General features: G+C 53.6%; 9 protein-coding genes. 6 read left to right on the top strand and 3 right to left on the bottom strand.

The genetic code is table 11. The features are described from left to right. Positions 1-86: 86 nt before the first annotated feature. Positions 87-854 carry a sulfotransferase domain-containing protein gene (locus OEZ10_04710; protein ID MDH5632279.1) on the top strand — a complete coding sequence of 256 codons (768 nt, stop codon included), beginning with the start codon at positions 87-89 and terminating at the stop codon, positions 852-854. Between the two features lie 9 nt (positions 855-863). On the opposite strand, the gene OEZ10_04715 is transcribed toward OEZ10_04710, so the two are convergent. The 3 genes from OEZ10_04715 to gshA are packed head-to-tail and all read right to left on the bottom strand — an operon-like array spanning position 864 to position 4,123. Continuing rightward, complete coding sequence (locus OEZ10_04715; GenBank protein MDH5632280.1) at positions 864-1,865, bottom strand: FAD:protein FMN transferase; 1,002 nt, start codon at positions 1,863-1,865, stop codon at positions 864-866. After that, a complete protein-coding gene (gene gshB, locus OEZ10_04720) occupies positions 1,865-2,815 on the bottom strand; it encodes a glutathione synthase (GenBank protein ID MDH5632281.1) in 951 nt (316 codons plus the stop codon). The genes OEZ10_04715 and gshB overlap by 1 nt, the downstream gene beginning before the upstream one ends. A gap of 9 nt (positions 2,816-2,824) precedes the next feature. After that, positions 2,825-4,123 carry a glutamate--cysteine ligase gene (gene gshA, locus OEZ10_04725; protein ID MDH5632282.1) on the bottom strand — a complete coding sequence of 433 codons (1,299 nt, stop codon included), beginning with the start codon at positions 4,121-4,123 and terminating at the stop codon, positions 2,825-2,827. Positions 4,124-4,509: 386 nt separating this feature from the next. Between gshA and OEZ10_04730 the strand changes: the two genes are divergently transcribed. From OEZ10_04730 to OEZ10_04750, 5 genes are all read left to right on the top strand, one after another. Next, a complete protein-coding gene (locus OEZ10_04730; GenBank protein ID MDH5632283.1) occupies positions 4,510-4,923 on the top strand; it encodes a response regulator in 414 nt (137 codons plus the stop codon). 86 nt (positions 4,924-5,009) lie between these two features. After that, positions 5,010-5,372 (top strand): response regulator, encoded by a 363-nt coding sequence (locus tag OEZ10_04735; protein ID MDH5632284.1) that lies wholly within the window; start codon positions 5,010-5,012, stop codon positions 5,370-5,372. A 33-nt stretch (positions 5,373-5,405) separates the two neighbouring features. Continuing rightward, positions 5,406-5,939, top strand: a complete 534-nt coding sequence (locus OEZ10_04740) for a chemotaxis protein CheW (protein ID MDH5632285.1) — start codon at positions 5,406-5,408, stop codon at positions 5,937-5,939. Between the two features lie 90 nt (positions 5,940-6,029). Beyond that, entirely contained in the window at positions 6,030-8,162 is a 2,133-nt protein-coding gene (locus tag OEZ10_04745) for a methyl-accepting chemotaxis protein (protein ID MDH5632286.1), read from the top strand. Between the two features lie 66 nt (positions 8,163-8,228). Continuing rightward, a complete protein-coding gene (locus OEZ10_04750; GenBank protein MDH5632287.1) occupies positions 8,229-14,717 on the top strand; it encodes an Hpt domain-containing protein in 6,489 nt (2,162 codons plus the stop codon).

Below are 14,717 nucleotides of genomic sequence, written 5' to 3' on the forward strand. Positions count from 1 at the left end.
GGATCAAGTCAGGCACCATTTTGGCGTATTGCCAGGTTGATCGCCATCTTGGATCGGCTGGCAACTGATCAGATCATGAATCAAATATGACTTCAAAGCACAAGGTAAGCTTCGTTATTTGTGGCACCCAGAAAGGAGGCACCACCGCGCTTGATCATTACCTCAGGCAGCACCCCGGGATTTGCATGGCAAATCACAAGGAAGTTCACTACTTTGATACGGAAGAATGTTTTGAGGAAGGCGCGCCCGACTACGAGGTATACCATGCCCATTTCAGCTGTCTTGGTTCGGGAATAGCCGGCGAAGCAACGCCCATCTACATGTACTGGCGTGGGGCGATGCAGCGGATATATGACTATAACCCGGGCATTAAAATTATTTTGCTGTTGCGCAATCCGATTGACAGGGCGTATTCGCACTGGAATATGGAGCGCAGCCGCGATGCTGACGCATTGCCGTTTTTAGAGGCCATTACGCGGGAAGATGAGCGATGCAGCGAGGCGGCACCACAACAGCATCGGGTGTATTCGTATATTGACCGGGGTCGATATGCCCGGCAGATACAAAATATCTGGCAACTGCTTCCAAAAGAGCAGGTATTGATTCTGAAAAATGAAGAGCTTCGTGATGCACTGCATGAGACCCTGGCGAGAGTGACATCGTTTTTAGGTGTTTCTGATTTTCCACTGGTGGCGCATGAAGATGTTCACTCCAGGGATTATGAAGCCGGAATGGGTCAGGATGCACATGATTACCTGGTATCGGTATTTCGTCCGGAGATACTTGAGCTGGAGCAGTTGCTCGGCTGGGATTGTTCGGACTGGCTTAAGCCCTTGCACATGAACAAGAATTGAAACCGGCAGTTACTGCTGCAGATTGTTGCCTTGCGAGACTGCTGCAGCGATCCTGTCATTCATGACATCATTCCTGGCGGCCAGGTCGTTCTTCCATGCCAGTTCAACAGCACTCAGTTGCATCATGTTGCCGGTAATTTCCCAGTCCCGGCCATCGCTGCTCATGAGTGCCTGGCAGCCACCGGCCGCAGCCATCGGGTCATCATCAATTACAGTGACAGACCGGATTGTTGGCGCCGGAAACCCGGTATCCGGATCCAGGTAGCTGTGGTAGTAGTGACTGTTTTCGGTAAACCCGTGATCTTCGATTTCGGTATGACACAGGGTTTCGCCGGCATTGAGTCGATAGCCGGGCGCGCCTTGAGTATGCGCATACCTGATATCTTCCCCAAGGCTGCTGGCCATGTTGTTGGTAAATACACTGGCTTTTCGGTACCCCGCGTCATTCAGTATGGCGCGTACAAGGCGAACAATGTGTCCCTGGTAGAGCAGGCCGTAATGAATTGCCACGGCTGGATTCTTGCTGCGCACACGGATGCCGTCGAACTCAATATCTTCCGTGGAAGGGTTCTGGTTGACCAGGGCAAGTATTTCCCGTGTGGATGGCAGCTTGAGGGTTGCCGACTGTTTTGGATCGCGGTGAAATCCCCACAAGTTGATTAACTTGCCGATAGCCGGGTTGAACGTATTGTTGCTTTTTTCAGCCAATGCCCTGGCGTCACGCGTGAGCTGTAACAACGAAGGATTGATGGACGACCACTCGCCGGTACCGAGTCGGTCATTGAGCCGGGTAATGCCGCCAATCTTGTCCGGATGAATGACGTTGTTCAATAACTCCAGTTCGGAGAAGATGAAATCCAGCGTTTCCTTGTTTTGCCTGGCCGAAGGTGATTCACCAAGCTCCACGCGGACACATTGATACAGGATATCACATTGTTCACGGCTGGTTTCGGGCTGTATGCAGGCGGCTGTTGCCAGTATTGTGGCCAGGATTATTGTTCTGCGAAACATCAACACAGCCTTTGTTCGATCACATCCATTAACTGGCCGGCGATATCCAGGTTGTACTGGGCGTCCAGTTCACGAATACAGGTTGGACTGGTGACATTGATCTCGGTGAGGTAGTCGCCAATGACATCCAGGCCCACAAACAGCAGGCCACGCTGCACCAGTGTCGGGCCGACTTGCTCACATATCCAGCGATCACGATCTGACAGGGCGACGCCTTCGCCTCGCCCCCCGGCCGCCAGGTTGCCACGCGTCTCGCCTTGTGCCGGAATGCGCGCCAGTGCATAGGGTACGGGTTCGCCATTGACCACAAGGATGCGCTTGTCGCCCCGGGTGATTTCCGGGATATAGCGTTGTGCCATGACAAACCGGCTGCCATGCCGGGTAATGGTTTCGATAATCACGCTGGTGTTGGCATCGCCAGGGCGCACGCGAAATATGGAAGCGCCGCCCATGCCGTCAAGCGGCTTGATGATGATGTCCTGATGTTCAGCAAGAAAATCCTGCAGCAGTGCCGGTTGCCGGGTGACCAGTGTCGGTGGCGTACATTGCGGAAACCAGGCGGTAAACAGTTTCTCGTTGGCGTCGCGCAAACTTTGAGGTTTGTTGATAACCAGCGTGCCTGCAGCTTCGGCCTGCTCCAGCAGGTAGGTGCTGTATATGTATTCCATGTCAAACGGCGGATCCTTGCGCATCAGGATCACATCCAGGTCTGATAGCGGCGCAGTGACAGCAGGTGCCAGCTGATACCACGGTTGCCGGTCTTCCTGTAACTGCAGTTTGCGCTGGCGGGCAAATGCCTTGCCATCACGCATAAACAGGTCACCGGGCTCCATGTAATGAAGCGTCCAGCCACGCCGGTTGGCAGCACGGATCATGGCCAGGGTGCTGTCTTTTTTTACATTGATGGACCCGATGGGGTCCATGACGAATCCGATATTGATTGAAGTCATGGTGGTTGCTTATTCAGATTCTTCTGCCAGCTCACGAGCAGCCGCCAGGAGCGCCAGCCGGGCAACAACGCCGTAGGCATAAAACCGGTTGGGGTGGGCATCGGGTGCCTTGTTGGGATCCGGATTATGGCAGGTTTCCTCGAACGCCAGCGGCTCGAAATGCATACCGGGCGCATTGAGGTTTTCGTTGGGTCCGCGATCAGTGTGTACCCGGTAAAAGCCGCCGACTACATAGTGATCCATCATGTAGACAACGGGTTCGGCCACCGCCTGGCTCTCGCCCCAGGTTTCAAAGCTGTAGACGCCTTCCTGGACAATCACATCTGTGACCGCCTGACCTTCCTTGATGCGGGCCATTTTGTTGCGCTGCTTGCGATTCAGTTCGCGCATCTCCTCGCCACTATGAGCAGTCATAATGCCCATGCCGTAGGTGCCGGCATCGGCTTTGACGATGACGTAGGGCGCGTGCTTGATGCCGTATTCGTCATACTTGGTCTGGATTTCGGCAATGACCGCATCGACATTCTTGGCTACGCAGTCCTCACCTTCCCGCTTGTGGAAATCAATCTTGCCACAGCGCCTGAACGAGGGATTGATAATCCAGGGATCAATATCGACCAGCTTGGCGAACTCCCGGGTGATGCGCTGATAGTGGGCAAAGTGGTTGGACTTACGCCGGTTGGACCAGCCAAGGGCGAGGGGCGGAATAACCGGTTGATCCAGGTTTTCCAGGATGGCCGGGCGACCACCTGACAAGTCATTGTTAAGCAATATAAAACAGGGCTCAAAATCGCCCAGCACCAGCTTGTTCTCACGTCGCTCCAGCGGTTCCAGGGTAATATTCTGGCCATTGGGCAGGTCCAGAACCTGGGGTCCATCGAGGTCAGGTAGCATCGAGCCAATACGTACCTCAAATCCGGCCATATCCAGGATCTGGGTGAGTGCTGATACGCTTTCGAGGTATTTCAGGTTGCGCGTGTGATTTTCCGGAATCAGGATGGTGCGCTTGGCCCTGGGGCAAATGCGCTCCGCGGCGGATTCGGCAGCGTGTTGGCATAAAGGCCGAAATGCCGGGTTGAGATTGTTGAATCCGGCCGGGAACAGGTTGGTGTCCACCGGCGCCAGTTTGAAGCCGGCGTTACGCAAATCCACGGAACTGTAAAAAGGAGCGGGTGTTTCAAGCCATTGCTCACGGAACCAGTGTTCAATTTCAGATTGCCGATCAAGAAAGTGTTTTTCAACTTCGTGTAATGGCCCGGTTAGCGCGGTGGTCAGGTGAGGTACCGCGTGCATATGTTCAACAGACATAATGTCCTTTTTGGTGGTATTTATTCATGACAGCTACCATAATAGGTATTGCGTGGGGGCTTCAAGTCAATTATTCAAATGCCGGTCAGAGAGTGGCGGGTGCTTATGGCTGTCTGGCGCCGATAGGCCTGTTCAACTATATATAGGGTGCGGAGAGCGGGCGCGGGAGGCGTATCAGCGCCATTGGCGAGCAGACTGACCGCGGTAAATTGCCTCTAATTGGTTTCTTTCGTGGATTTTGACAGAAAAATGTGCTAACAAATCATTTAGGTACGTCAAAAACTGCAGAAATTACATTTAAAGTGTGGCAGGGCTAAAATGTGGCATTGGGCCGAAGATCCGGGCGTGATTTTTGGTAAGTTTTTTCCGGATTTGGGGATTGGCGCATGCTGGCCCATGTTGGCGTCAATGCAGTATGGAGAGATGGGAAATCCGTGGCCGTAAAAGTAATGATAATTGATGATAGCAGCACGATTCGCCGTACTGCGGAAGCGCTGCTCAACAAAGCGGGTTATGAGGTATTCACGGCAGGTGACGGCTTTGAGGCTATGTCCATGATTACTGACAACCAGCCCGACATTATTTTCGTCGACATCATGATGCCGAGACTGGATGGCTACCAAACCTGTCAGTTGATAAAAAACAACAAAAAATTCAAGGAAACACCGGTCATTATGTTGTCGAGCAAGGATGGTTTATTTGATCGTGCCAGGGGTCGAATTGCGGGCTCACAGGAACACGTTAACAAACCTTTTACCCAGGAAGAATTGATCGACGTCATTAACCGGTATGTGCATTGACCGGAGGCGAGCCCTCACCAGGGCGGCTCGAACGGATTTTTGGGAAAATAGACGCGTAGCGCATTAAGAGTTCAGGAGTTTATCAAATGGCAATCAAGAGAGTACTGGTAGTTGACGATTCCCCAACGGATGCCCACGTCGTTACCGCAATCCTGGAAAAGCACGGCTTCAGCGTGATTTCTGCATCCAGTGGCGAAGAAGGTGTAGCACTGGCCAAGTCACAAAAGCCTGATCTCGTGTTGATGGATGTGGTGATGCCCGGCATGAGCGGATTCGAGGCGACCCGGTCCATTTCCAAGGACCCGGAGACTTCACATATTCCGGTCATTATCTGTTCCTCCAAAGGGCAGGAAACAGACAAGGCCTGGGGGTTGCGACAAGGTGCGCGAGACTACCTGATTAAGCCCGTGGGTGAAGCGGATCTAATGGCAAAATTGCAGGCTTTGTAACAGCGGCTTTTGAATTTTTCAGGACCGGGATACATGGCGCAAGAACCGTTCAGCATACTGATCAAGATGGAACAGGACAGCCTGGCGTCATCGCCGGGTCTGCCCGAGGAAGTCAAGGCAGCCGAACTGTGGACCGGTATTGGGTTCAGGATAGGCGATGTACACCTGGTAATTCCGCTGAACAGTGTCACGGAAATTATCCAGTATCCGCCCATTACCCCGGTACCGATGACGCGATCCTGGCTTAAAGGCTTGGCCAATGTTCGCGGTAGCCTGATTACTATCGTTGATCTGTCCAGGTATTACGGGCGTGATTCCATTTTTCTGGATGATCGTGTGCGGGTTCTGGTTATCAACCGGGGCGAACTCTCGACCGGTCTGGTAGTAAGTGAAGTATTTGGTTTGCGCCACTTTGACGAGGAACTGGAGCGTCAAAGGGTTACCGGCATTGATGATCCGGTAATGGCCAACACCAAGGGGGCATTTCTTCGAGAAAATACCCTGTGGGGTATTTTTGATATGGATGCATTGCTAGAGAGCGACAAGTTCCTTCATGTTGCCACCTAGATCAGCGACCGGAAGTGTCGTTGATGAATTGTGCATCAGGTTTTAACTGGGTTTTTCCAACGGGGTCGGAACAGCAAGAGAGGCAGGGTTATGGCACTTAAACTATTTGGAAAAGGTGGCGATGATACGATCGACCAGATATCCGAAGATATTATCGACTTTGCAGCGGACGAGATTGGCGAAGAGATAGTCCCGGCGGTAAGGGATTCCGGTCGCCATGGCGGCAGGGTCGGTGGTCTCTTTAACAATATAATGAGCCTGAAAACACTGCTGGTTACCATGGTGCTTGTTGGTACCGGTGCCGCATGGCTGTATTACAAGACGACTACCGATGCTGCCCGCGATACAACCTATATTGAAAAATCTTCGCAGTTGCTGATGTTGTCGCAACGCGTGGCCAAGGATGCCCGTGAAGCCGTGCAAGGTCAGGAAATTTCGTTCAAGACCCTCAAGGAATCCCGTGATACTTTCGATCGCATACTGGGTGCTTTGCAGAACGGTGACGCCAGCACCGGCCTGGCCGCCTCGCCTGAAACCATTCGCCCGGTCTTGAATGACCTGGTAAACCAGTGGACTGAAAGAAAAAACGGTGTGCGAAACCAGGTTAACCAGATCCTGACCCAGGAAAAGACCCTGTTCGCCCTGCGTGACCACGTCTTGGCTATTAACCAGTTGGCGCCGCTGTTGCTGTCCATCGCGGATGAAACTGTGGAAGTGGGAAGCCGGGCCGGCATGAAACAAAATGACCTTTACCTGGCTTCACGACAGGGCATGTTGAGTCAGCGTATCGCCAAGGATGTAAACCTGTTTGCACAGGGTGGCAATGAAGCGGCTGTTGCTGCTGCACAGTTTGGCAAGGACGCAAAGCTGTTCAAGGATACTGATTCACGGTTGCGCAAGGTCGCGCCGGCCGCGGTAAAGAGCAAGCTTAACGAGGCCAATGAAGTGTTCTCCGAAATGAACACCCACGTAGAAGGCATCCTGAGCAACGCTGCGGAACTGTTTGTATCGCAGCGTGCTTCGAAACTGGTGGTAGATAAATCCGACGTATTGCTGGAAAAGGTTCGTGCCCTGGTGGATTCCTATGCCGGGCTGGGTGAAGAGCGGGCCGGCAGCCAGATTATTCTCTATGCGTTGGCGATAGTGTTACTGGTCTGTATCGTCGCAATCGGCTGGCGATTCGTACAGGACGAAAAAGATCGCGCTGAGTTGTCTGCGGAACAAAGCCGGACCACGCAGGACGCTATCCTCAAACTTCTCGACGAAATGGGTAACCTGGCTGACGGCGACCTGACGGTGGAACCGGAAGTAACCGAACAGATTACCGGTGCGATCGCAGACTCCATTAACTTCGCCGTAAAGGAAATGCGCAACCTCGTAATGCGTATCAAGACTGCCGCGCAGCAGGTGGCGCTGGCATCTGAAAGCTCACGACAGACTGCCACAGAACTTACCGAGGCGGCGTTGCGGCAGGCGGCACAGATTACAGAAACATCTGATCGTATGAACGTGATGGCGCGATCCATGGAAGACATGTCGCAATCGGCTGAAAAATCAGCCGAGGTAGCACAAGGCTCGGTACAGACTGCAAAGCGTGGTGCCGAAGCGGTACAGGATACCATCACCGGCATGGATCAAATGCGTGAACAGATCCAGGAAACTGCAAAACGAATCAAGCGACTGGGTGAGTCTTCCCAGCAAATCGGTGAAATCGTTGAATTGATCAACGATATTTCCGAACAAACAAATATTCTGTCACTGAACGCGGCGATCCAGGCGGCCATGGCCGGTGAAGCGGGTCGCGGTTTCGCGGTGGTTGCGGACGAAGTACAGCGACTTGCTGAACGTTCCGGTGAAGCGACCAAGCAGATTGCCGATCTCGTAAAAACCATTCAGGCGGATACCAATGAAGCGGTTGCTTCCATGGAAGAAGCCACCAATGGTGTGGTCGCGACAACACGGCTGGCGGATGCAGCCGGACAGGCGCTCGGCGAAATCGAATCGGTATCCGAACAGTTGTCAGACCTGATCGTAGGTATTGCACGTGACGCGCTTGAACAATCAGAAAGTGCAGGCGTGGTATCCGAAAACATGGCCAAGATTCAGGAAACAACCAACCTGACATCATCCGGTACCCGCCAGACGGCGGAAGCTATCGGAAAACTGTCAGATCTTGCGCGAGAGTTGCAGGAATCCGTAGCCGGCTTCAGGTTGCCGGCTTAATTCAGCATTGAGGGATATGCGCGCATCTGCTGACCCGGGTGTGATTGCAAAAAGCATAACAGGATAATGGCTATCAGCAGCACAGTGGACCTGAGCACACTCGGTTGGGTAAAAACCGAGATAGAGGAGACGCTCAAGCAGGCGCGTCAGGCTTTGGAGTCCTATCTCGAAAGCCCAGACGAAGGCCAGTTGCGTTTTTGCTCCACGCATTTGCACCAGGTTATCGGAACGCTGGAGATGGTGGAGCTTGACGGTGCCGCCATGCTCGCGCGCGAACTGGAAGCATTCGTTGAAGCATTGCTCGATGAGTCTGTCGGTGCTGAAGAAAATAACTTCGAAATACTTATCCGCGGTATTCTTTCCATCCCGGATTACCTGAGCCGGCTTGAATTCGGTCAGCCTGATGTACCAATCAGGCTGTTGCCCGTAATCAATGACTTGCGCCGGGCGCGTGCCACCGACTTGTTGAACGAGGTGGACTTTTTCAGTCCCGATCTTTCTGTCAGGCCTCCGTATTCAGAGCAGGCCGGGGACCTTCCTTCCGAAGACGATTACGGCAACATGGCCAAGCGCCTGCGACCAAAATTCCAGGCTTCATTGCTGGCATGGTTGCGGGACACCGGTAGCCGTGATGCTGTTGACACCATGGTGGAAGTGCTTGACGAACTCAGCGCAAAATCCAGGCTTGGTGTAATTCAGCAATTGTTCTGGGTAGCCAGTGGTTTGCTGGAAGCCATGATGGAAGGTGAGCTCGAGCCCAACAACGAGCGCAAGAAACTGCTATCAAAACTTGATCAGCAAATGAAAAAACTGGTCGAAGGTGGTGGCCGTACCGAGCTGCGTGACACATCTGAATCTCTGGTCAAGACCATCCTTTATGAACTAGGCGGTGCCAGCAACAATTTGCCCCGGGTCGGGCAGCTGAGAAAGGCGTTTGATCTTGATCTGTTGCTTGGCAAAGTGGCCGTTGAGGGAGAGGACGGCATTGACCAATTGCCGACACCGGAAGTGTTGGAATCTGTTGCCGCTGCGCTGAAGACCGAGATTGATACCGCGCAGGAACACTTGTCGGTCTATTTTGATCCGGATCATGAAGGCGAAAGATCACTTGTCGTTCTGATTGCCTTGCTGGACAAGATGTCTGCGACCATCGAAATGCTTGGTGTGCCTTTGCTCAAGAAGCTTATTGATGCGCTTGGTGATGTATGCCGTGGTGTCGAAATCGGGGAAATCGAAACCACCGATGATGCGTCAATGGTCATGGCGCGCGGCCTGTTGCTGATAGAAAACAGTGCTCGCGATATCTCGCATTCAGCTACGGACTGGAAGCGTCATGTTGAAGAGGGCATTGTCCTTCTTGAGAACCTGGCTGGTCACGAAACCAGTTTGCCTGGAGTCGAGGGTTTCGAAGTTTCAGATGGTGAGCTTACTGAAAGCGATTTCCGCCAGCTTCTTTCCGTTGTTGCCGAAGAAATTCGGGCCAATCTTTCCCAGGTGGAGGAGGAGTTTGAGGCGTTTGCCAATGACCGTGGTGCTACTAGTCATCTTGCTGTCATGCAGGACTCTCTTGGCCAGATTTACGGTGCACTGCAGATAATCGGCGAGGAAGTCGCCGGAATGCTGGTGGACCGGACCATGGCGGCGCTGAGAAACATTTCGCGCGGTGTCGTTGAGGTCGATAATGCGGTAATGGATGCATTGGCGATTGCCATCGGCACTATTGGTGCCTATATCGATGGCTTGCTGTACAACCGCTCGAATCTTGATGCCCTGCTCGATCTCGCGTTCCAGGAATTGCATTCCGCCTTTGCCAGCCAGTACCGTTATGAGCGAAATCCGCCGGCATTGATCGAGGCGCTTGAGGATACCGTTATTGCCTGGCGCGATAATTACAACAGTCGCATCATGAACGAGCTGAAACAGGTCAGTGAGGCGGCGCTGAAGGTATCCGATTCACTGGGTATATCGGATGCGTCAGAGCTGGCGCAGCACCTGGTTGAGGCACTTGATGCAGCAGCGAATGCCGATGAACAATCCATAGAATCCGATTCTGCACTTGTCAGTGAACTGGCAGCTCGTTTTATAGAATCTGCCCGGGAGCAGTTCCCGGATGATGCGGTAGAAGCAACCATTCCGTTACCCGAACCCGGACATGCAGCAAGTGCGCCCGTAATTGTTGAAGAGCCAGCGCGAGAGGCTGTATCGCCGGCGCCCGTATCTGCTGCTGCAGCGATGGCGGATGTAGATGATGACTTCGACGAAGAGATCATGGAGATCTTCATCGAAGATGCCCGTGATTCGGTAAATACAATTGTTTCCAATTTCCCTGGCTGGCGCGACAGTGAAGACAACGCCGCTATGCTTGAGGTTCGTCGCGGCTTCCATACTATTAAAGGCAGCGGCCGCATGGTCGGTGTTACCGATATCGCCGAGCTGGCGTGGGCATTTGAGAATATGCTGAACAGGGTGCGCGACGGAAAGATGTCGCGTAACGCCGTGATGGTCGACCTTATTCAGCAGGTCATGGAAGTCATGCCGGTAATGATTGATGCGCTGGAAAGCGGTACCAGTCCTGCAGTGGATCATGAAAGCCTTCGTCTTGCCGCTGAGGCGGTTGCCGAAGGCCGAATAACTGATGCTGAACCGGCAATTCCCGTTTCCGAACCAATAGTAACTGAGCCGGCACAAGTGGAAGTCAGTTATGAGCCCGATGAGCCCGAGATTCAACCGGTAGCAAAAGCTGATGACGAACCGGTCGTATCGCTGGACGGGACTCTGCTTAATATTTTTGTCACCGAGACGCGTGGTCATTTGCAGTCAATTCGAAATCACGTTGGCGCCTGCCAAAAACGCGGAAGTTGTTTCGCCGACGCCGATATGGTTCGCGTGGCTCATACGGTTGCCGGAAGCGGCCGCTCTGTCGGTCTGACTGATATGTCTACTGCAGCGAAGGAGATGGAGAAACTTTTCCTGGCTGCCCAGGAGCATGGTTTTCTGCTCACATCTGAGCCCATAGCCCTGTACAGCGAGCTTGAGCAAAGTGTTGGTGCGCTGGTTGATGTGCTGTTGGCCAAGCAGGGGAGTTGCAGCGAGGGGGACATGGCGTCGTTTATAGACCTGGCCGCCCGGATCGCTGATGCAGAAACCCGCCTCGGCAATGCCCCGGTCCAACCCGCGCCTGAACCGGACGTTGTCCCGGTGGCTGAACCTGAACAGCAGCCGGTTGCTGCTGAGCCTGTGCAGGCTGTTGCCCCGGAACAGGAAGATTTGTCGTTGTTTACTGAAGAATTCGGCGCCATTCTGGCCGCTGGCATCACAACGCCTGCTGCCGACGATGGTGGCGATGTCGCTCCACAACCTGTTGTTGACGATGTTGTTTCCGAGCAAATTGATGAAGACCTTGCAGATATCTTTTACGAAGAGGCGGTTGATATTCTGCAGAATCTGAATGAGGCTATTGCAACATGGCGCGGCGACCAGTCCAATACCGGAGTGATCGGGGACATGAAGCGCGCCCTGCATACCTTCAAGGGCGGTGCGCGCATGGCTGGCGCCATGACTCTGGGTGAGTTAGCCCATAAAACGGAGACCATGCTGGGCAAGGTTGAATCCGGAGATATACCCGCTGCCAGGCCGGTGCTGTCCTTGCTGGAAGAAATGCATGATACCTCGGCAGCAGCATGCGAACAGCTCAATGCCGGTCAACCAATGACAGGCCTGAAAACGCTGGAAGCCCGGCTCGATGCCATGATTGCCGGTCAGGCACCAACAGCGCTGTCAACGCCGGCTGTCGCCCACGTCGTTGCGCCAAGTGCAGTGACAACGGTAGCGGAACAGGTGAAAGCACCGGCAGCACAAGCTGTTCAGCCCGAGCCTGTATCAACCAGGCCGGCAGTTGTTCCGGCCGATGTCACTTTGCCTGCTGATAACATTGATACAGACCTGGCTGATATCTTCTACGAAGAGGCGGTAGATCTTTTGTCCATTGTCAACGACAGCCTGGTCAAATGGCGTACCGATACCGGAAACACATCTCCGCTGACCGATCTGAAGCGGGCAATGCATACCTTCAAGGGTGGTGCGCGCATGGCTGGCGCCATGTCTATCGGCCAGGTTGCCCATCTGACTGAAACAGCCGTCGAGCGCGCAGAGAGCGGAACCTTGACGGCTGACACCGGCCTGATCGACCTGCTTGACGAGGTGCATGATACATTTGTCAGCGCGATAGAGCAGGTCAATTCCGGACAGGCTATTTCAGGACTAGAGGCTATTGCCGGTCGTCTTGATGCCGCGATTCGCAGCGGCAAGGCAGGGGCGACTGCAACGACCAAACCCATTGATCCCGGAGCGTTGATTGAGCAGCGCATGGCCGCTGCCCAGAGAGCCATAGAAGAAAAGGCTGCGCAACGCCAGGTAAAAGCTGGAACCCGGGTGAGTGAATCACCGTTAACCGAACCGGCGGACTCTGCGGAACTGGTGAGCCAGCCTGTTGTGCCTGCCGCACCCGCGCCAATGCCGGTTGCGCAGCCGGATCTGACGCAGCTCGCCAGTGCTGACCCGATGGTGTTGCGTGATGAGGTCTTTACGGAAAAAGGAAAGGGCCTGGAAAAAACCGAGCGGCGTGAACAGATTCGTGTGCGTACAGATCTGCTCGATACACTGGCCAATTACGCCGGCGAAGTCAGTATTTCCCGTGCGCGTATGGAGCAGCAGGTTTATGGACTGCGTGAAAACCTGGGTGAATTGCAGTCCAACGTACATCGTTTCCGGGATCAGTTGCGCGAACTGGAAATCCAGTCTGAATCACAAATGGCCGCCCGTATTGAAGCGGCCGGCGCCGAGAACATGGAAGATTTTGATCCTCTGGAATTTGACCGTTTCACAGCTTTGCAGCAGTTGTCGCGGTCATTAACAGAGAGCTTCCATGACCTGACATCGATTCAGAACAGTCTTGGCAATTTCGCCAGTGAGGCAGAAACGGTTCTGGTTCAGCAGGCCCGTATCAATACCGATCTGCAGGAAGGATTGATGCGCACCCGAATGGTGGCGTTGTCAACCCAGGCAACACGCTTGCGCCATATCGTGCGCCAGACATCGCGTGAACTTGGCAAATCAGCACAGCTCGTAATTAACAATACCGAAGTAGAGCTTGATCGAAACGTGCTTGAGCGCATGATAGGTCCGTTCGAACACATGATTCGTAATGCGATTGATCATGGCCTGGAGCCGGCTGAAAAACGCAAGGCTGCGGGCAAGCCCGAACTTGGAACAATTCGTATTGATCCGGTTCAGCAAGGCAACGAAGTGGTTATTCGCGTATCTGATGACGGGCGCGGACTCGATATTGCTGCCATCAGGAAGAAGGCTGTTGAGCGAGGCTTGATGTCAGAATCCTCGACGTTGTCTGACCAGGAAGTTACCCAGTTTATCTTGATGGCCGGATTCTCCACGGCAACTGCAGTCACCCATATCTCGGGTCGTGGTGTCGGCATGGATGTGGTACATAATGAAGTGCGCCAGCTTGGCGGCTCCATGTCTGTCGATACCAAGGCAGGCGAAGGCACAACATTTATTATTGCACTGCCTTTGACCCTGTCTATTATGCAGGCGCTGATGGTAAAAGCAGGCGAACAGTTGTACGCGGTACCGCTTTCTGCCGTTATTAACCTGGTTGAACTGCCGGCGAAGGACATCAAGGGTTTGTCAGTCGGTGACAACCCGCTGCTTAATTATCGCGACCAGGTATTCCCTTTCATGCATCTTGGCGAGCGCCTTGGCGTGTCGTCCGCCAATAACAGGGGCAAAAAAGTTCCGATCCTGCTGGCCAGAAGCGGGCCGCGGGAAGTGGCGATTGAAGTGGACGGGCTGGGCGGTACCCGTGAAATCGTAATCAAGGGAGTTGGTCGACAGGTGGGAGAAGTCCAGGGAATTGGTGGTGCCACTATTCTTGGTGACGGTAGCGTCGTCTTGATCCTGGATATTCCCGGGCTGTGGCTGCATGAAGAAGGCTTGCACGTTGCAGAAAAAGCTCATGCCACGGTTTCACGTACCAGCGCCCCGGCTGCCGATGTTGTTCCGGAAGCTGCCGATATTGCAGATGACGTGATCACAGCGCCGACAAGTGTACCGTCGGTAACACCTGAGCCGCGACCATCCACGGAAAAACGACCACCAATCGTGATGGTGGTGGATGACTCGCTCACGGTAAGAAAGATTACTTCCCGGCATTTGCACAAACGCGGCATGGAAGTACACACGGCAAAAGACGGCCTTGACGCAGTTGAACAGTTACGTGAAATCGTGCCAGATGTCATGCTGGTAGATATTGAAATGCCGCGCATGGACGGCTACGAATTGACGTCCCGTATTCGAGCGGAATCCGGGCTGAAGCACATACCTATTATAATGATCACGTCCCGCGCCGGCGCCAAGCACAAGGAAAAAGCGTTGAGCCTGGGTGTTGATATTTATATGAGTAAGCCGTACCAGGAAGACACTTTGCTGGCGAACATCGAGCAAATGCTGAATTATCGCCATGAAGACAATGTTTCGTAA

Source organism: Gammaproteobacteria bacterium (assembly GCA_029880545.1).
Taxonomy (GTDB): Bacteria; Pseudomonadota; Gammaproteobacteria; order Acidiferrobacterales; family SZUA-150; genus JAOUOD01.

What these genes read in the sequence shown, in the direction of transcription:
- gshB (MDH5632281.1), bottom strand. Translation starts at nt 2,815, where the DNA reads ATGACTTCAATCAATATCGGATTCGTCATGGACCCCATCGGGTCCATC.
- OEZ10_04735 (MDH5632284.1), top strand. Translation starts at nt 5,010, where the DNA reads ATGGCAATCAAGAGAGTACTGGTAGTTGACGATTCCCCAACGGATGCC.
- OEZ10_04715 (MDH5632280.1), bottom strand. Translation starts at nt 1,865, where the DNA reads ATGTTTCGCAGAACAATAATCCTGGCCACAATACTGGCAACAGCCGCC.
- OEZ10_04740 (MDH5632285.1), top strand. Translation starts at nt 5,406, where the DNA reads ATGGCGCAAGAACCGTTCAGCATACTGATCAAGATGGAACAGGACAGC.
- OEZ10_04745 (MDH5632286.1), top strand. Translation starts at nt 6,030, where the DNA reads ATGGCACTTAAACTATTTGGAAAAGGTGGCGATGATACGATCGACCAG.
- OEZ10_04710 (MDH5632279.1), top strand. Translation starts at nt 87, where the DNA reads ATGACTTCAAAGCACAAGGTAAGCTTCGTTATTTGTGGCACCCAGAAA.
- OEZ10_04750 (MDH5632287.1), top strand. Translation starts at nt 8,229, where the DNA reads ATGGCTATCAGCAGCACAGTGGACCTGAGCACACTCGGTTGGGTAAAA.
- OEZ10_04730 (MDH5632283.1), top strand. Translation starts at nt 4,510, where the DNA reads ATGCTGGCCCATGTTGGCGTCAATGCAGTATGGAGAGATGGGAAATCC.
- gshA (MDH5632282.1), bottom strand. Translation starts at nt 4,123, where the DNA reads ATGTCTGTTGAACATATGCACGCGGTACCTCACCTGACCACCGCGCTA.